Source organism: Nonomuraea sp. NPDC050536, from assembly GCF_044457685.1.
Lineage (GTDB): Bacteria > Actinomycetota > Actinomycetes > Streptosporangiales > Streptosporangiaceae > Nonomuraea.
Map to the genome: position 1 here is coordinate 179347 of NZ_JBITHD010000017.1, position 17394 is coordinate 196740.

Sequence of the window (17394 nt, forward strand, 5' to 3'; positions counted from 1 at the left end):
TCCCTATCAGATGCCGCCTATGCCGCGCATGAACGACACCCGGGCCGTCACATCAGCGGCCGGGCGCTACTGGGGAACGGAGGCGCGCAGGCGGACGACGTGTTCCACCAGGGAGATGAGCGTGGACTTGACCGAGTCGCGGTTGCGGGCGTCCGTACGGACGATCGGGACGTGCGGCGACAGGGCCAGCGCCTCGCGAACCTCATCGTCGGAGTGCAGGAACTGGCCGTCCCAGCCGTTGACGCCGATCACGAACGGCAGCTTGGCCTCTTCGAAGTAGTCGATCGCCGGGAAGCTGTCGGCCAGGCGCCGCGTGTCCAGCAGCACCACGGCGCCGATCGCGCCGCGGACCAGGTCGTCCCACATGAACCAGAACCGGTGCTGCCCGGGCGTGCCGAACAGGTAGAGGATCAGGTCGCGGTCGAGCGAGAGGCGGCCGAAGTCCATGGCCACGGTGGTCGTCTGCTTGTTCGGGGTCAGGCCGAGGTCGTCGATGCCCGCGGAGGCGTCGGTCATGACGGCCTCCGTGGTGAGCGGCAGGATCTCCGACACCGCACCCACGAACGTCGTCTTGCCGACACCGAAGCCGCCCGCCACGACGATCTTCGTCGAAGTCAGGCCGGGGCTAGAGCCTGCGTAGTCCACTGAGCACCCTTTCAAGCATGTTGAGGTCTGGCTGGCCCTGGCTGAGGCGCGGCTGGTGCAGGCGGACAAGCCCTTCGTCGGACATGTCCGCCACGAGCACCCGCGCCACTCCGAGGGGGACCCGGAGCAGGGCCGAGATCTCGGCGACGGATCGGAACGTACGGCAGAGCTGCATGATGGCCTCCTGCTCGGGCGTGAGCAGGGCCATCTCGTCGTCAGGGATCGACATCGACGAGATCAGCGTCTCCATGGCCAAGTGGTAGCGAGGCTCGGAGCGGCCACCGGTAACCGCGTACGGACGGAACAGGGGCTCGTCGTCCCCAGTCCCGTCAGTGCCGTACACGGCCCTCTCCCATCAGTTCCATCCCGTTCACCGCGTCCTGGCTGCCTGGAGCTCCGCGCGCAGGGACGGCGTCAGCGCCTGTCCGGCCCGATCGACGAGCAGGGTCATCTGATAGGCGACCAGCCCCATGTCGCAGTCGGGTGCCGCCAGCACGGTCAGCACGGAGCCGTCGCTGACCGCCATCACGAGCAGCAGGCCGCGCTGCATCTCGACCACGGTCTGCGTCACTGCGCCGCCCTCGAAGACGCGCGAGGCGCCCACGGTCAGGCTGAGCAGGCCCGCCGACACGGCGGCGAGCTGGTCGGCGCGGTCCGGCGGGAAGCCCTCCGAGCTGGCCAGGCAGAGCCCGTCCGCCGAGACGCAGACGGCGTGCGCGACTCCCGGCGTACTCCGCACGAAGTCCGTGATCAGCCAGTCGAACCTGTGCGCTTCATGGCTGAGCGTCGTCACCGCTTGCTCACTCTCGTTCCTCCTGTTCGCGTCTTTCCGCGCGAGCCCGCCGCACTCCCTGCTGGAAGCTGGCCATCCGGCTGCGCACCTGGTCCGCCGAGACCGGCGGAGCGGGCGGCCGCTGCCGTTCCTCCTGCTGCTGAGCCTGACCGGCCGTGCCTGGAACCAGGTTCGCCTTGGGCGTCCGCTTGGGAAGTCCGGCCGCGGTGATGCCGCCGAGGCTCGGGTCACTCGCGGCTGCCGCCGCGCGCCACCCGGCGTCTGCGGGGGTTCGCCACGTTTCCTCCCCAGAGGGTACGGCCTGTACGGGGCCGGACTCATCCCCTGGGGGCGTCTCCTGTACGGCGGGCCTCGCCTGCTCCCCCGGCGGCTTGCGGAACCAGGCCGACTCGACCGCCGCGAAGATCGGGAGGTACTCCTCCTGCTCCTGCTCCATGGGCGAGACCTCGACCGAAGGAGCGGACAGCGGAACCGGCGGCGTTTGGAACGCGCCATTACCAGATTCGGTGCTCGGGTAGGAGGGCGTGCTGGGATACGGAGGGAAGGACCCGCTCGGGAACGACGGGTGCGAGTGGTAGGCGGGCGGCTGCGACGGGTAGCTCGGCTGCCGGAACGCACCGCTGTCGGTGTTGGCCGTGAACGAGCCCTGGCGCACCGGACCTGGCCCGGTGTTGTAGGAGTCCTGGCCAGGGAACGGGCGCCGCGCGCCGTTCGTCTGCGCGGGAGCGGAGGTCGGCGCGGTGCCGCCGCCGAAGGCGGGCCGCTGCGGCAGCGGCTGCTCGGTGCCGTCGGGGATGAGCGAGGGCGGCAGCAGCACCATGGCGATGAGGCCGGCGCCGTCGCCCTTGCGCAGCTGGACCCGGATGCCGTGGCGCAGCGCCAGGCGGCCGACCACGAACAGGCCCATGCGGCGTGACACGGACACGTCGACGACGGGCGGCTCGGCCAGGCGGCGGTTGGCCTCGGCCAGCTCCTCCTCGGTCATGCTGATGCCCGAGTCGCTCACCGACAGCAGGGCGCCGCCGCCCTCGATGAGACTGCTGGAGACCGTGACCGGGGCGTTGCTCGGCGAGAACTGGATGGCGTTCTCGACCAGTTCGGCCACCAGGTGGACCAGGTCGTTGGCCGCGCTGCCGAGCACCGAGGTGGCCCGGTGCACCTTGACCTGGACGCGCTCGTAACCCTCGACCTCCGACAGGGCGGCGCGGACCACGTCGACCAGCTTGGCCGGCTGGCTGCGCCGTCGGGTGGGTTCGTGGCCGGCCAGGACCAGCAGGTTCTCGGAGTTGCGGCGCATGCGGGTGGCCAGGTGGTCGAGCTTGAACAGGTCGGCCAGCCGGCCGCCGTCCTGCTCGCCCTTCTCCAGGCCGTCGATGAGCGAGATCTGCCGCTCCACCAGCGTCTGGGTGCGCCGCGACAGGTTGACGAACATGGAGCTGATGTTGCTGCGGAGGTCGGCCTCCTCGCCCGCCAGCCGGATGGCCTGGCGGTGCACTTGGTCGAAGGCCTGGGCGACCTCGCCGATCTCGTCGTTGCCCTCGACGTCGATCGGGTGGATGTCGGGCGCGGCGTCGCCGGTGACGCGCAGCTTGCGCACCACGTCGGGCAGGCGGAACCCGGCGATCTCCAGCGCCTCGGTGCGCAGGCGGCGCAGCGGCGTGACCATCGAGCGCGCGATCGCGACCGTCAGCAGCAGCACGAGCAGCAACAGGGCGAGGATGGCGATTCCGCCGATGATGGCGTTGCGGGTCTCGGCGTTGCGCAGCTCCTGGCCACGCAGCGTGACCCGGTCCTTGAGCGTCTTCTCGACCGAGCCCATCATGCCGATGGTGGCGGAGTTGTCGTCGAACCACTCCTGCGGCTTGGTGATCAGGTCGTCACGCAGCCGCGCGCCCGGGGCCTTGCCGCTGACCAGCGTGACCGCGCGGGACTTGGTCAGCGCGGTCCGGTAGTACTGCTCCTTGTTCAGCGCCTGCTGCATGAGGCGGCCGAACTCGGGACCCGCCTCGGCGCCGACGCTGGCGATCTCGGAGTTCTCGCGGGCGCTGGAGGCGATGAAGTTCTCGACGTCGTGCGCGTCGACGGCGCCCGAGTTGTAGGTGGACACGATCAGCTGCACACGCTGCCGCGACACCTCCTCCTTCGCGCCGGCCAGCGCGTTCAGCGCGCGGAACTGGCCGATGATCTGGGCGTCGTCGCTCAGCAGGCTCAGCTCGTCGTGGACGCGCAGCAGCGAGTCGATCGGGCCCTCGTAGCGGCTCGGGTCCTTCTGTCCCTGGCTGCGGACCTTGGCCAGACCGTTGAGGTCGTAGCGGGCGAGCTTGGCGGCGTCGAGCACGCGCTCGCCGTAGACCTCGTCCATCGCCGCCAGGTCGTCCTGGACCGTTCTGACCAGCGTGTCCACGGAGGTCTTGCGCTCGTTGTAAAGCGGGGTGAGCTTCTTGCGCATCGACGGGGCGGCGCCGATCCAGCCCCCGGTGTCACGCTCCAGCCCGAGCGCCTGGACCAGGTCGCGGATGTGGCCCGCCTGGACGGCCGCGTTCGCGACCCTGTCGTAGTCGTTGATGCTCTGGACCGAGGCCACCACGCGCGCGCCGCCGAGCACGACGCCGGCGATCGTGGGGACCAGGATCAGGGCGGTCAACCGCCATCTCACGCGCCAGTTGCGCAGGCTCAGGCGAGGCAGCGACCGCTTCCCGCGGTCCCGCCTCGCGGCGTGGCCGCTGTCGGAAATCGCCGTCGTCACTGCTTTCGCTACCCCTCAATCATCCCGTTCACCAACGGGTCACAAAACCGTCCACAAGGTATCCGCAGCAACTGACTTACCAGGTCAAATCGGACACAATCGTTACAAAACGTGACCGTCGTGCGGGTGCTGTTGGTTACCGCAGCGCTGCTAGCACCAGGTCGCGGACTTGGATCCGCTGCGCGTCGTCGCTGAGGGGGCGTCCGGCGCGATCTACCACATAGAAGACGTCTACCGCCTCCGCGCCGAGAGTCTCCACGCGGGCGGCTCGTACGTCAAGCCCGCATTCGCCGAACGCTCTGCCGATACGCCACAGGAGTCCCGGCCTGTCATGGGCTCTGACTTCCACCACGGTGGCGGTCGCGGAGGCGTCATCCACCAAGCTCACACGGGGTGGAGCCACCGGAACGCGGGAGGGTCGCATGGACCTGGTGCGGCGGGCCAGCCGTTGCTCGATGTCAAGACGGCCAGCAAGGACGAGGCGGAGATCGGCTTCGAGCGTGGCGGGGTCGGGCGGCGTGCCGTACTCCGGCACGACGGAGAACTCGATCACGGCCGTCGCCCCCGCGGCGGCGGAGGAGGCGGAGCGGACCACCAGCCGGTGCGAGGCCAGCACGCCCGCGGCGCTCCAGAGCAACCCGGGACGGTCGGGAGCGACGACCGTGACCGCTCCCCCGCTGACGCGGACCGCGCCGCCGCCGTGCCGGGCCAGGGCCGTCTGCTCTGTGGACAGGCTGGGCGCCCTGGGCGGCGGCGAGCCGGACAGCACCGAGCGCACCCGGCGCACGAGGTCGGCCACCAGTCCGGCCTTCCAGGCGTTCCACGCGGCGGGACCGGTGGCGTGGCCGTCGGAGATCGCCAGCGCGGCCAGCAGGTCGAGCACCTCGCGCGAGCCGACGGTGCCGGCGACCTTCTCGATCGTGACGGGGTCGTCCAGGTCGCGCCTGGTGGCGGTCTCGGGCAGCAGCAGATGGTGGCGGACGACGGTGGCCAGCACCTCGACGTCGCGCGGCGGCAGGCCGATGCGGGCGCCGATGTCGCGGACCACGACCTCGCCGACGGCCGAGTGGTCGCCGGGCCAGCCCTTGCCGATGTCGTGCAGCAGGGCGGCGATGAGCAGCAGGTCGGGCCGGGAGACCTCGCGGGTGTGCGCGGCGGCGTTGGCCGCGGCCTCGATCAGGTGCCGGTCGACGGTGAAGCGGTGGATGGGGTTGCGCTGCGGCCTGTGCCGCACGCGCTCCCAGTCAGGAAGCAGCTTGACAAGGATGCCCGCCTGGTCGAGCTCCTCCCACACGGGCACGGCGGCGCGGCCCGCGCCGAGGATGGAGACGAGGGCGTCGCGGGCCTCCTCCGGCCAGGGCACCGGCATGGGCGCCGACTGGGCCGCTAGCACCGAGACGGTGGCCGGGGCCAGCGGCAATCCCGTGCCCGCCGCGGCCGCGGCGGCACGCAGGACGAGGACAGGGTCGGTGCGCGGGGAGACGCCGCGGGCGAGCACGACCTCGCCGCCGTGCTCCACCACGCCGTCGGCCAGGGGACGCCGCCCGCGCGGGGCGGGCCCTGACAGCAGCCTGTCAACCGTGCGCCAGGTTCCGTCGAAGGCGTGCGAGATCGTCCTGCCCGCCTCAGCGAGCCTGCGCATCAGCGCCTCGGCGTCCAGCAGGCCGAGCAGCCCCGCCACGGCGTCCTGCTCCTGCAGGACGAGCCGGTCGGCGCCGCGGGCGGTGACGACATGCAGCGCGTGGCGGGCGTCCAGGATGAACTCGTAGGCCTCGCGCACCCGCGGGCCGGGGGCGGAGGCGACCCAGGCGGCGGCCACGGCCTGCATGGCCTGCACGTCGCGCAGGCCGCCGCGGCCGTCCTTGAGGTGGGGTTCGAGCAGGAAGGCCAGCTCGCCGCTGCTGTGCAGGCGCTGGTCGGCCGCCTCGCGCAGTTCGCCGAGCCGGCGCCGGGAGTCGGCGCGCCACTCGGCCAGCACCGACTCCCTGGCCCTCCTGGTCAGCTCGGGGTCGCCGGCCACGTGGCGGGCCTGGATAAGGCCGAGCACCGCCTTGAGGTCCTGGCGGGCGACGCCCACGGCCTCGTCCACGGTGCGCACCGAGTGGTCGAGGCCGGTGCCGGAGTCCCAGACGGGATACCAGATCCGGTCGGCGATCAGGCCGATGTCCTCCCTGCCCTCGTGCAGCAGGACCAGGTCCAGATCGCTGCCGGGGGCCAGCTCGCGGCGGCCGAGGCTGCCGACGGCCAGCAGGGAGGAGCCCTGCCCGTCGCTCGCCGTACGGAAGAGGTCCTTGAGCCAGCGATCGGTCTCCGCGGCCCGCTGCGCGCGGGCCGCGGAGTACGAGCGAGCCTCGCTCCTCAAAGCGTCTCCCGGATCACAGGGCCTCGGGGCCACGCTCCCCGGTGCGGACGCGGACGACCGTGTCCACCGGGACCGACCAGACCTTGCCGTCGCCGATCTTGCCCGTCTGGGCGGCCTTGACGATGACGTCAATCACGTCCTCGGCGTCGTCCTCGTCGGCGAGCACCTCGATCCTGACCTTGGGCACCAGGTCCACCTGGTACTCGGCGCCGCGGTAGACCTCGGTGTGGCCGCGCTGCCGGCCGTAGCCGCTGGCCTCACTGACCGTCATGCCCTTGATGCCGAACTGTTCCAGCGCCGCCTTCACGTCATCCAGCTTGAACGGCTTGATGACGGCGGTGATGAGCCTCATGCATCCACCTTCTTAGTGACGACGGCCGGGCCGTTGGGGGAAGCCACGCCGGAGGCGTGCACGGTGCCGAGGTCGTAGCCGGTCTCGGCGTGGGTGGTGATGTCGACGCCGGTGACCTCGTGATCGGTGGAGATCCGGAAGCCCATCGTCTTGTCGATGATCTTGCCGGCCACGTAGGAGACGACGAACGAGAAGCCGCCGATCGCCACCGGGCCGAGGATCTGCAGCCCGAGCTGGGTCAGCCCGCCGCCGTAGAACAGGCCCTTGTTCTGCTGCTGCAGGAAGGGGTGCGCGGCCAGGAAGCCGAGCGAGACGGCGCCGATCACGCCGCCGACCAGGTGGACGCCGACCACGTCGAGAGAGTCGTCGAAACCGAGGCGGTACTTGGCGCCCACGGCGTACGCGCAGGCCACACCGGCGATCAGGCCGATGACCATGGCGGCCCAGGGGTCGACGAAGCCGCACGCGGGGGTGATGGCGACCAGACCGGCGACGGCGCCGGAGGCCACGCCGAGGCTGGTGGCGTGCCCGTCGCGGGCCTTCTCCACGATCAGCCACGCGCCCGCCGCGACCGCGGTGGCCACCTGGGTGTTCATGAACGCCAGGCCGGCCGTACCGTCGACCGCGAGCTCGGAGCCGGCGTTGAAGCCGAACCAGCCGAACCACAGCAGCCCGGCGCCGAGCAGCACCAGCGTCAGGTTGTGCGGGCGCATCGGCTCCTTGCGCCAGCCCTTGCGCTTGCCCAGCACCAGCGCGAGAGCCAGGCCCGCGGCGCCGGCGTTGATGTGGACGACCGTGCCGCCGGCGAAGTCCTCGATGCCCAGGGCGTTCAGCCAGCCGGTGCCCCACACCCAGTGGGCGACGGGGAAGTACACGATGGTGGCCCAGACGACGCTGAAGACCACCCAGGCGCCGAACTTCGCCCTGTCGGCGATCGCCCCGGAGATCAGCGCGACGGTGATGATGGCGAAGGTCAACTGGAAGGCCGAGAACACCAGGCTCGGCATACCGGTGCCGTCGTCCTTGGTGGCCGTGTCGACCAGGCTCTGCAGTCCGACGTCCTTCAGCCCGCCGACGACGTTGTTCAGGAACGAGCTCGGGTTGTCGCTGAAGGCCAGGGAGTGTCCGTAGAGCACCCAGGCGATGGTCACCGTGATGATGGCCGCGAAGGACATCATCATCATGTTCAGGACGCTCTTGGCCCTGGTCATGCCCCCGTAGAAGAACGCGAGCCCCGGAGTCATCAGCAGCACCAGCGCGGTGGCCGCGAGCATCCAGGCCGTGGTGCCGCTATCGATCTTCACGACGCGACCCTCCTTACGATGTGACGTGTGGCCACAGCGTGTTCGCCCGCGGTTTCGTGGCTCGACCAGGTGTGTTTCGCATGCGTGAATCTCGCAGGACCGGTGTTTCGCGGATGTTTCGGACTTCTCACGGGCGACATTCCGGACGGATGACTTAGGATTGCCTAACCTTATCCATTTGGATCCGTCTGCCCCCAAACAAGGATTTGTCATGCGATTGCGCCTGGCCATCGTCGCGCCCTCGCCGCCTGCGGCACGTCCGGCGGCTCGACCCCTGAGGGGCCCACCCGGACGATCAAGCACGCGATGGGCGAGACGAAGGTGCCCGCCCAGCCCAGGCGGGTGATCGTGCTCGACACCGACAAGCTGGACACGATGGTCTCGCTCGGCATGAGCCCGGTCGGCGCGGCGCAGGCGACGGAGAGCCAGAAGTGGCCCGCCTACCTCGGCTCGGCGCTGTCGGCCACCAAGCCGGTGGGCACCCTGCAGCAGCCCAACCTCGAGGCCATCATGGCGCTCAAGCCGGATCTGATCCTCGGCACGAAGTTCCGCCAGGCCGCCTTCTACGACAAGCTCAGCAAGATCGCCCCGACTGTCTTCACGGAGAAGGTGGGCGTCACCTGGAAGGAGAACTTCCTCCTGGACGCCGACGCCCTCGGCCACCGCGACAAGGCGCAGGACCTGCTGAACTCCTACGAGCAGCGGGCCAGGACGGTCGGCGCCAAGTTCGCCAAGCAGAAGGTGAGCATCGTCCGCTTCATGCCCACGGAGATCAGGATGTACGGCCCGCAGTCCTTCAGCGGCATCGTCCTGGGAGACGCCGGCATCCAGCGCCCACAGCCGCAACTGCTCGAGACCCAGGCCGACCGTCGCTTCGGCAAGCTGAGCCAGGAGAACATCGCCCAGGCCGACGGCGACGCGATCTTCTACAGCGCCTACGGCGACGCGGCGGCCAAGAGCCAGGCCGCGGTCACCGGCGGCCCGCTGTGGAAGAACCTCACGGCGGTCAAGTCGGGCAACGCGCACAACGTCGACGACGAGGTCTGGATGCTCGGCATCGGCGTGACCGCGGCCGGCCGAATTCTCGATGACCTGGAGAAGTATCTCCAGTAGGAGGCATAGTGCGGATGTCCATAAGTCTGTACATTCGGTGCAATAGGTATCCCTGACTCACGTTGTCAACGTCACAAGGGAAGGCCGAATGATCAGACGTACCCTCCCCCTGGCCGTCCTCACACTGTCTCTCTTAGCGGCATGCGGCGGTAACGGCGCCGCATCGGGAAACACCCTCACGATCTACGTCGACGGCGACGTCAACGTCCGCGACCTCTACCAGAAGACGCTCATCCCCGGCTTCGAGAAGGCCAACGCCGGCATCAAGGTCAACATGGTCTTCTCGGAGCACGGGCAGAACAACACCCCCATGCTCAACCGGCTCGGCGCCTCGGTGAAGACCGACGCCGAGCCGCCCTTCGACATCGTCGACTCCGGCATCACCAAGAACGCCGCGCACGGCAAGCTTCTCGACCCGCTCGGCGCGGACAAGGTGCCGAACCTGTCCAAGGTCAGCGACCAGCTCCTGGTGCCCGTCGACCATCGGGCCATGCCGTACCGTGGCTCGGCCGTGATCCTGGCCTACGACGGCACCAAGGTGACCAGCCCGCCCAAGACCATGGCCGACCTGCTGGCCTGGATCAAGGCGAACCCCGGCAGGTTCACCTACAACTCCCCCAACACCGGCGGCTCCGGCGACGCCTTCCTCAACACCGTGCTGACCATGCACATGGACGCCGCCTCGGTGCAGAAGTCCACGCAGACCTACGACACGGGCATCCAGACGCAGTGGCAGGCCGGGCTGGAGGTGCTCAAGGGCCTGACCCCCGCCGTCTACCAGAAGGTCTATCCCAACGGGAACCAGGAAGTCATCAACCTGCTGGCCAAGGGCGAGATCTCGATGGCGCCGGTGTGGTCGGACCAGATCCTGGCGGCCAAGGACAACGGGCTGATCAAGGACAACATCAAGCTGGCCCAGATCACCGACCCGCCCTTCACCGGCAGCGTCACCTACATCGGCATGGCCACCAACAGCAAGCACAAGGACGCCGCCTACAAGTGGTTCAACTACGTGCTTGAGAAGGAGCCGCAGGCCGACATCGTGCGCAAGATGGCCGGCTACCCGGCGATCCCCTCCTCCGAACTGCCCGCCGAGCTGCAGGAGAAGTTCAAGGGGCTGCAGACCGACAACCTCAGGCCGGGCTTCGAGACGCAGACCGACTCCGACGCCAAGCAGGCCTGGCAGAAGACGGTGCCATGACGGCTGTGGTACGACGCGGCGGCACGCGCCTGCGGGGGTTCCTGCTGGCGCTGCCGCCGATCCTGGTGATCGCCTTCTTCGTCGGTCTGCCCGTCCTCGCCGCCATCGCCTATTCCTTCGGGTACGCCGGGGGCCTCAACTCCGTGGTCGCCTCGCTGGCCCAGAAGCAGCACCTGGGCTGGGGCACGGGCGCCTACCTGGACGTGCTGAACGACCCGTCCTTCCGCACCGATCTGGCGGTCACGATCGGCGTGACCGCTGTCTCCGTGGTGCTCGTCCTGGTCCTCAGCTGGGGTGTCGCGCTGTACGCCCGGCTGTCGAAGGGCGTGGTGGCCAAGCTGGTCACCGTGCTGTCGGTGGTCCCGATGTTCATCCCGGTGGTGATCGGCTCCTACGCGATCCTCACCTTCTACTCCACCGACGGGTTCACCCGGACGATCTTCCATCTGCTCGGCTGGGAGAACTCGCCCGTGCTCGCCTACAAGCTGACCGGCGTGATCGTCGGACAGGTCTGGGTGAACCTGCCGTTCGGTGTGCTGCTGCTCTCCTCAGGGCTCGGCTCGGTGCCGGACGCGCTCATCGAGGCGGCCCGCGACGCCGGCGCCTCGCTGGGCAGGACCGTGCTGTCGATCATCGTGCCGATGGTGAAGCTGCCCACGATCATCGTGGCCACCTTCACCGGGATCGGGGTGCTCGGCAGCTTCACCGTGCCCTACCTCATCGGGCCCAACGCGCCGAACATGCTCGGGGTGACGATGACGCACTACTACCAGTCGTTCAACCAGGCGCAACAGGCCGTGGTGATGGCGGTCATCGTGTTCGCGCTGGCGGCCGGGATCGGCTACTTCTACGTACGAGCGAACGCCAGGACCTCACGATGAGGCGGCTCGGGGCCGGGGTGCTGGTCTTCGCGCTGCTGCTGTTCGTGGTCGGGCCGCTGGCGTGGCTTTCGCTGCGGGCCTTCGCCGACAGCTGGGAGTACCCGCGGCTGCTGCCCTCGCAATGGACGCTGCGCTGGTGGGGCACCGTACTCGGGGACGCGGAGCTGGGCGGGTCGATCCGGCTCAGCCTGGTCTTCGCGCCGGTCACCGTACTGGTGTCGTCAGCGATCTGCCTGCCCGCGGCCTACGCGTTCGCGCGGCACGACTTTCCCGGACGGCGCGTCATGCTGCTGTCGCTGTTCGCCACGAACGCCTTCCCCAAGATGGGACTGTTCATCACGATCGCCGGGCTGTTCTACAGCCTGAAGATCATGGGCACGTTCGCCGGCGTGGTGGTCGTGCACGTGCTGGGCACGCTGGTGGTGATGACCTGGATCCCCGCGGCCGCGTTCGCCGCGGTGCCGCGCAGCCTGGAGGAGGCGGCCAGGGACGCGGGCGCGGGGCCCATCAGGACGTTCTTCAGCGTGACGTTCCCGATCGCAGCGCCCGGGATCCTGGTCGCCATGATCATGGCGTTCCTCGCCTCGTTCGACGAGGCGCAGGGCACGTTCCTGGTGGGCACGCCGACCTACATCACGATGCCGACCGAGATGTACACGCTGGTGCTGAACTATCCCGAGCAGGCCGCCGCGGTCTTCTCGATCATGCTGTCGATCCCGTCGGTCGTGCTCCTGCTGCTGGTGCGCAGGCACGTGATGGGCGGCAGGCTGGCGGAAGGGTTCCAACTGAAATGAGTCTGCGCATCGAGTCCGTCAGCAAGGTCCTCGGCGGTCGCACGATCGTGGCGGACCTCGACCTGAAGGTGGAGACAGGGCAGCTGGTCTCGCTGCTCGGCCCGTCCGGCTGCGGCAAGACCACGACGCTGCGCATGATCGGCGGCTTCCTCGCGCCGGACACGGGCCGGGTGCTGATCGACGGCCAGGACGTGACCGGGATGCCGCCCGAGCGCAGGCCGACGGCCATGGTGTTCCAGAACTACGCGCTCTGGCCGCACATGACGGTCTTCAAGAACATCGCCTTCGGGCTTCGCCTGCGCAAACTGCCCCGGGACGAGATCCGCGAGCGGGTCGCTGACGTGCTGAAGACGGTCAACCTCACCCACCACGTCGACAGCCATCCCGGCCAGATCTCCGGCGGCGAGCAGCAGCGGGTCGCCCTGGCCAGGGCGCTGGTGCTGGAGCCCAAGGTGCTGCTGCTCGACGAGCCGCTCTCCAACCTGGACGCCAAGCTGCGCGAGCGGGTGCGCGACGACATCAGGGAGATCCAGCAGCGCGTCGGCATCACCACCGTGCTGGTCACCCACGACCAGGACGAGGCGCTGTCGGTCTCCGACCGGGTCGCGGTCATGTCCGGCGGAGCGATCGAGCAGTACGACCCACCCTCGACGATCTACCGCTCGCCCAGGACCCGGTTCGTGGCCGATTTCGTGGGGACCATGAACATCCTGCCCGCCACGGTGCACGCCGCCCACATCGCGGTCGGCGACGTCAAGATCCCGCTGCGCGGAGAGTCCCTGGCCGTCGAGGGCTCGTGGGACGTGGGCGTCCGGCCCGAGGACGTCCGCGTGTCCCCGGATGAAGGTGTGCCCGCCACGGTTCTGCGGACGATCCCGCGCGGCCACTACACCGAACTGGTCCTGGGGATCGGGGACCACCGCATCAGGGCCTTCGTCGCTCCCAGCCTGTCGCCGTCGGGCGACACGGTGCATGTGGAGATCGGCCGGGCCCTGCTCTACCGGGAAGGAAAGCTGCACGTTGCGTGAATGGGAGGAACTCGCCCTCGATCTGGCCGCCTGGGCGTGCGAGCGGATGCGCTCCGGCTACTCGACGGCCACCACCAAGAAGCACGCCGCCGACTGGGTCACCTCGACCGACCGCGAGATCGAGCAGGAGGTCCGCGCGCGCATCGGCGCGGCCTTCCCCTCGCACCGGGTGGTCGGCGAGGAGTACGGCGCGGCCGGAACAGGACCGGTGACCTGGTACGTCGACCCCGTGGACGGCACCACGAACTTCGTCCACGGCCTCGGCTGGTCGTCGTTCAGCCTGGCGGCCGCCGACGAGTCGGGAGCCGTCGTCGGCGTGGTGGCCGACCCGTGGCGCGGCGAGATCTTCAGCGCGGTCCGCGGTCGCGGGGCCCGTCTGTCCGGGCAGGCGATCCGGTGTGCCGCGGCCGAGGCTCTCGCCGGCGGGATCGTCTGCACCGAGCTGTGCGGCGGCCAGGTCTGGCCGGGGCTGAGCACGTTGATGCGGACACTCGCGGAACGGCAGTGCGGGACTCGCATCATGGGCTCGACCGCGCTCTCCCTGGCGAGCGTCGCGGCGGGCCGCTGCACGGCGATGGTGACCGGCGGCTACCAGATCTGGGACGTCCTGGCGGCGGCACTGATCGCCAGGGAGTCGGGCGCCGTGGTGCTCTCCCGCGCCGGCGACCCGTGGCTCGGCGGCGAACTCCCGGCCGACGGCCTGGTGGCCGGAGGTCCGGAGGTCGTGCGCGAGGTGTGGCAGGCATGGCGGTAGCCATCTCCGCCCATCGCGGCGGCCCAGGCCCCGGTGGTGGCCACTCCACCTGGGAGACCTACGAGGCGGCCGTCACCAGCGGCGCCGAGTACGCCGAGTTCGACATCAGGCGCACGGCGGACGGCGTCTACCTCGCCCACCACGACGCCCACCTCCCGTCCGGTCCCGCCATCGCGGACCTGACCTACCGGGAGGTGTGCGAGCACCTGGGTTTCGAGGTGCCGCGGATCTCCGAGCTGATGGCGTTCCTCGGCGGCAGGCTCAAGGGGCACCTGGACCTCAAGGAGACGGGCTACGAGGCGGAGATCGTCCGGATGGCGCTCGACAGCTTCGGCATCGAGGGTTTCGTCGCCACCGGGATCGAGGACGCCAGGATCCCGGCGGTCAAGGCCGCGTTCCCGGAGGTCGTGGTGGGCCTGTCGCTGGGTCGCCATCGGGTTCCCGCGGTGGACGAGCTGTTCCCCGTACGCCGGGTGCGGGCGTGCGGCGCCGACTGGGTGGCGGTCAGGCACGACATCGCCCGGATGAACGCCCTGCGCGCCTGCGGCCGCCAGGGCATCGGCGTCATGGTGTGGACCGTCGACGACCCGGCGCTCATGGACGTGTTCCTGGCCGACGCCCGCGTGGACGTGCTGATCTCGAACCTGCCGTCCGAGGCGGTCGCCAGGCGCGACCGGCTCAGTCCACCCGCACCGGATCGCCGACCCTGACCAGCCCGGGCCGTAGCACCCGCGCGTAGACCCCGGCGCACGGCTGCGGCCCCAGGTCGTAGACCTGGACCCGGTTGTGCCGGGCGGGCGTGCGCAGCGCGTCGGTGTCGCGTGGCAGGTCTCCGTGCGCGAGCGTCGGGACGGCGCAGCGCGGGGTGGTCACCAGGACCTCCAGGGCCACCTCGGCGCCGACCCGCAGCTCGCGGCCCACCCACGCGTTCTCGGCGAAGCCCTCCGCCTCCGTCTCGACCACCAGGTTGGGACGGTAGCGGAGGGCCTCCACGGTCCCCCGTGAGCCGAGCCCTCCGATGCGGGCCAGTGTCGAGGTGGTGACCAGGTGGATCGGCGCGAAGTCGAAGAACGTCCCCGGCACGAGCCCGCCCAGCGTCCCGACCGTGAACGCCACCTCGGCGTCCAGCCCATGCTCCAGCACCTCATCGGGCACCGACCGCTCGAACGTGGCGCTCTCGGGCGGCACGTCGACCAGCGCGACCTCGCGTCCCAGCAGCCGCGACAGCTCCGCGTCGCCCGGCGGGTGCGCGCCGTCGAGGGAGAGCAGGTCCCGCCACAGCCTGGGGTTCTTCGCGCTGGCGATCTTCCCTGTCTCCAGGTCGAGTACGGCTCGCGCCCGGTCGCCGGCCAGGCCCCGCGCGGTCACCTCGCTCTCCGTCACGTCGTGACCGAGCATGGACTTGACCGGATACCTGCGCAGGGCCTGGATTCTCACCAGAGGGATGGTAATCAGTCCAGCGAAGCCCAGAACCGGCGCAGGTGCGGGACGAGCTCGCCGGCGCGCTCGTCGGGGAAGAACAGCCGCCCGCCCTCGATCTCGACCACCTCGCGCACGCCGGGAATCGTGTCGCGCAGCCAGTACGCCCACTTCTTGTCGAAGAAGACGTCCCCGGTGCCCCAGACCACCAGCGTGGGCACCGCCAGGACCGTGAGCTGGGGCTCGATGGCGACCATGTCCTCGGCGTCGATCGAGGTGAGCAGGCGTTCGAAGGCGCGCCCGCCGTCCTCCTTGGCGAAGATCGGCCGCAGGAAGTTGTCCACGAGCGCCTTCGCGTCGTCGATGCGCTCGTACCCGTCGCCGAAGGCGGTCTGCGCGACCAGCTCCGGCTGGTCGAGCACGGCCGCCGTGAGCGCCGCTAGGTGCCCGTCGGCCGCGAGCTGGACCGTGGGCTCGAACGCCTCGGGCGGCGTGTTGGTGTGCACGTCGCAGTTGGTCAGCGTGAGCGAGCGCAGCCGCTCGGGGTGCCTGACCGCGAAGATCTGGGCGACGGCGCCGCCGGTGTCGTTGGCGACCAGGTCGACCTGGTCGAGACCGAGTTCCTGGCACAGCTCCTCGACCGCCTCGGCCAGCGCCGGGATCGACAGGTCCTCCTGTGGTTCGCTGCCGCCGTGCAGGGGCAGGTCGACGGCCACGCACCTGCGCTCGTCGCGGAGCTCGGCGATCACGTTGCGCCACAGGTAGGAGCTGGTGCCCACCCCGTGGACGAACAGCGCCACAGGTCCCTGGCCCACGTCCTCGTAATGCATGGATCCTCCCGTGAATTACATACCGACTGTCGGTCTTCGAAATTACCGACCGGTTGTCGGTTTGTCTAGAGTGGTCCCATGAACCTCAAGGCGGAACGCGGCGCGGCGACCCGCGAGCAGCTCCTCGCCATCGCCACGCGGCTGTTCGCCGAGCACGGCTACGACGGCACCTCGATCGAGGCGGTCCTGCAGGAGTCAGGGCTGAGCAGGGGCGCGCTCTACCACCACTTCGCGGGCAAGGACGCGCTGTTCGAGGCCGTGCTCGAGGCCATCGAGACGGAGGTGGGCGTCAAGCTGGCGCGGGCCACGGCGGGCCTGACCGATCCGCGGGAGGCCCTGCACGTGGGCGCGCTGACCTGGATCCGGCTGGCCGGCGACCCGGTGATCCGGCGCATCATCCTCATCGACGCCCCGTCGGTGCTCGGCTGGGAGGCCTGGCGCGCGATGGAGGAACGGCACGCCTTCGGCATGCTCAAGGCGGTCCTGCAGGCCTCCGAGGCCTTCCCGGCCGAGGATGTCGATCTGCAGGCGCACGTGCTGCTCGCGGCCATCAACGAGCTGGCCCTGCTGGCCGCCCGCAGCGAAGGCACGGCCAGGGCGGAGGCGGCCGTGGAGGAATTGCTCGCCCGGCTACTGCGCCGCGACTAGCGCCTCCAGGTCGGCGATCTCGGCGCGCAGCCACTCCATGTCGGCCCGCTTGGTGGCGGCGGCGATCGCCAGCATGCCCCTGCGGAAGCGGTCGGTCATCTCCGCCGACCGCATCGGGCGACCCCTGTCGTAGAAGTAGCTGGCCGGCTGGTCGTAGAAGGCGAGCCTGCGGCGCAGCACGCGCAACTGGTCGGCCGGGTCGGGCAGGTAGCCCAGGAAGGCGAGCAGGATGAGGAAGGAGTCGCGGTCGGTGATCTCCAGCTCCGCCGGATCGCGCAGCCGCCGAAGCAGGTCCTCCTGCCCCGCCCCGGTCAGCGAGAGCATCTGCCGCTTGCCGCCTGGCTCCTCCCGCTTGTCCACGAAGCCCGCCTTGCGGAGCCGGTCGACGGCGGGATAGAGCGCCCCGTCACTCACCGGCCGGATGTGCCCGGACAGCCCGGAAATCCGGCTCCGCAGCTCGTAGGCGTGCATGGGCTCCTCGTAGAGGAACCCCAGGATGGACAGCTCCAGCATGCCCCGAGCTT

General features: G+C 69.9%; 18 protein-coding genes. 8 read left to right on the top strand and 10 right to left on the bottom strand.

The genetic code is table 11. The features are described 5' to 3' along the window. Positions 1–66: 66 nt before the first annotated feature. The 7 genes from ACIBHX_RS38010 to ACIBHX_RS38040 form a co-directional block, all read right to left on the bottom strand. Positions 67–618, bottom strand: a complete 552-nt coding sequence (locus ACIBHX_RS38010) for a GTP-binding protein (RefSeq protein ID WP_397072342.1) — start codon at positions 616–618, stop codon at positions 67–69. Between the two features lie 7 nt (positions 619–625). Next, positions 626–988 carry a DUF742 domain-containing protein gene (locus tag ACIBHX_RS38015; protein WP_175595572.1) on the bottom strand — a complete coding sequence of 121 codons (363 nt, stop codon included), beginning with the start codon at positions 986–988 and terminating at the stop codon, positions 626–628. A gap of 27 nt (positions 989–1015) precedes the next feature. Further along, positions 1016–1438, bottom strand: a complete 423-nt coding sequence (locus ACIBHX_RS38020) for a roadblock/LC7 domain-containing protein (protein ID WP_397072285.1) — start codon at positions 1436–1438, stop codon at positions 1016–1018. A gap of 7 nt (positions 1439–1445) precedes the next feature. Then, positions 1446–4082 carry a nitrate- and nitrite sensing domain-containing protein gene (locus ACIBHX_RS38025; protein ID WP_397072286.1) on the bottom strand — a complete coding sequence of 879 codons (2637 nt, stop codon included), beginning with the start codon at positions 4080–4082 and terminating at the stop codon, positions 1446–1448. 238 nt (positions 4083–4320) lie between these two features. Next, positions 4321–6546: a [protein-PII] uridylyltransferase gene (locus ACIBHX_RS38030; RefSeq protein WP_397072287.1), complete on the bottom strand. Its 2226-nt coding sequence runs from the start codon at positions 6544–6546 to the stop codon at positions 4321–4323. 13 nt (positions 6547–6559) lie between these two features. Then, positions 6560–6898: a P-II family nitrogen regulator gene (locus tag ACIBHX_RS38035; RefSeq protein WP_397072288.1), complete on the bottom strand. Its 339-nt coding sequence runs from the start codon at positions 6896–6898 to the stop codon at positions 6560–6562. Continuing rightward, positions 6895–8202 carry an ammonium transporter gene (locus ACIBHX_RS38040; RefSeq protein ID WP_397072289.1) on the bottom strand — a complete coding sequence of 436 codons (1308 nt, stop codon included), beginning with the start codon at positions 8200–8202 and terminating at the stop codon, positions 6895–6897. Before ACIBHX_RS38040 ends, ACIBHX_RS38035 begins: the two co-directional genes overlap by 4 nt. Positions 8203–8508: 306 nt before the next feature. Between ACIBHX_RS38040 and ACIBHX_RS38045 the strand changes: the two genes are divergently transcribed. The 7 genes from ACIBHX_RS38045 to ACIBHX_RS38075 all read left to right on the top strand — a co-directional run bounded on the left by ACIBHX_RS38045 (position 8509) and on the right by ACIBHX_RS38075 (position 14683). Next, positions 8509–9315 (top strand): ABC transporter substrate-binding protein, encoded by an 807-nt coding sequence (locus ACIBHX_RS38045; protein WP_397072290.1) that lies wholly within the window; start codon positions 8509–8511, stop codon positions 9313–9315. An 88-nt stretch (positions 9316–9403) separates the two neighbouring features. Further along, on the top strand, positions 9404–10516 hold the full coding sequence (locus ACIBHX_RS38050; protein WP_397072291.1) for a PotD/PotF family extracellular solute-binding protein: 1113 nt from the start codon (positions 9404–9406) through the stop codon (positions 10514–10516). Then, a complete protein-coding gene (locus ACIBHX_RS38055) occupies positions 10513–11397 on the top strand; it encodes an ABC transporter permease (protein ID WP_397072292.1) in 885 nt (294 codons plus the stop codon). The genes ACIBHX_RS38050 and ACIBHX_RS38055 overlap by 4 nt, the downstream gene beginning before the upstream one ends. After that, positions 11394–12191, top strand: coding sequence for an ABC transporter permease (locus ACIBHX_RS38060; RefSeq protein WP_397072293.1), 798 nt, complete (start codon positions 11394–11396; stop codon positions 12189–12191). Before ACIBHX_RS38055 ends, ACIBHX_RS38060 begins: the two co-directional genes overlap by 4 nt. Then, positions 12188–13219 (top strand): ABC transporter ATP-binding protein, encoded by a 1032-nt coding sequence (locus tag ACIBHX_RS38065; RefSeq protein ID WP_397072294.1) that lies wholly within the window; start codon positions 12188–12190, stop codon positions 13217–13219. The genes ACIBHX_RS38060 and ACIBHX_RS38065 overlap by 4 nt, the downstream gene beginning before the upstream one ends. After that, positions 13212–13973, top strand: coding sequence for an inositol monophosphatase family protein (locus tag ACIBHX_RS38070; protein WP_397072295.1), 762 nt, complete (start codon positions 13212–13214; stop codon positions 13971–13973). The genes ACIBHX_RS38065 and ACIBHX_RS38070 overlap by 8 nt, the downstream gene beginning before the upstream one ends. Next, positions 13964–14683 carry a glycerophosphodiester phosphodiesterase gene (locus ACIBHX_RS38075; protein ID WP_397072296.1) on the top strand — a complete coding sequence of 240 codons (720 nt, stop codon included), beginning with the start codon at positions 13964–13966 and terminating at the stop codon, positions 14681–14683. Before ACIBHX_RS38070 ends, ACIBHX_RS38075 begins: the two co-directional genes overlap by 10 nt. Here ACIBHX_RS38075 and ACIBHX_RS38080 read toward each other — a convergent pair. Beyond that, on the bottom strand, positions 14652–15410 hold the full coding sequence (locus ACIBHX_RS38080; RefSeq protein WP_397072297.1) for an MOSC domain-containing protein: 759 nt from the start codon (positions 15408–15410) through the stop codon (positions 14652–14654). The two genes, ACIBHX_RS38075 and ACIBHX_RS38080, sit on opposite strands and share 32 nt — an antisense overlap. A 14-nt stretch (positions 15411–15424) precedes the next feature. Further along, a complete protein-coding gene (locus ACIBHX_RS38085; protein ID WP_397072298.1) occupies positions 15425–16222 on the bottom strand; it encodes an alpha/beta fold hydrolase in 798 nt (265 codons plus the stop codon). A gap of 78 nt (positions 16223–16300) precedes the next feature. On the opposite strand from ACIBHX_RS38085, the gene ACIBHX_RS38090 reads away from it, so the two are divergent. Beyond that, a complete protein-coding gene (locus tag ACIBHX_RS38090; RefSeq protein WP_397072299.1) occupies positions 16301–16870 on the top strand; it encodes a TetR/AcrR family transcriptional regulator in 570 nt (189 codons plus the stop codon). Here the strand turns inward: ACIBHX_RS38090 and ACIBHX_RS38095 are convergent. Beyond that, complete coding sequence (locus tag ACIBHX_RS38095; RefSeq protein ID WP_397072300.1) at positions 16853–17383, bottom strand: PadR family transcriptional regulator; 531 nt, start codon at positions 17381–17383, stop codon at positions 16853–16855. The genes ACIBHX_RS38090 and ACIBHX_RS38095 overlap by 18 nt on opposite strands. Between the last annotated feature and the right edge of the window lie 11 nt (positions 17384–17394).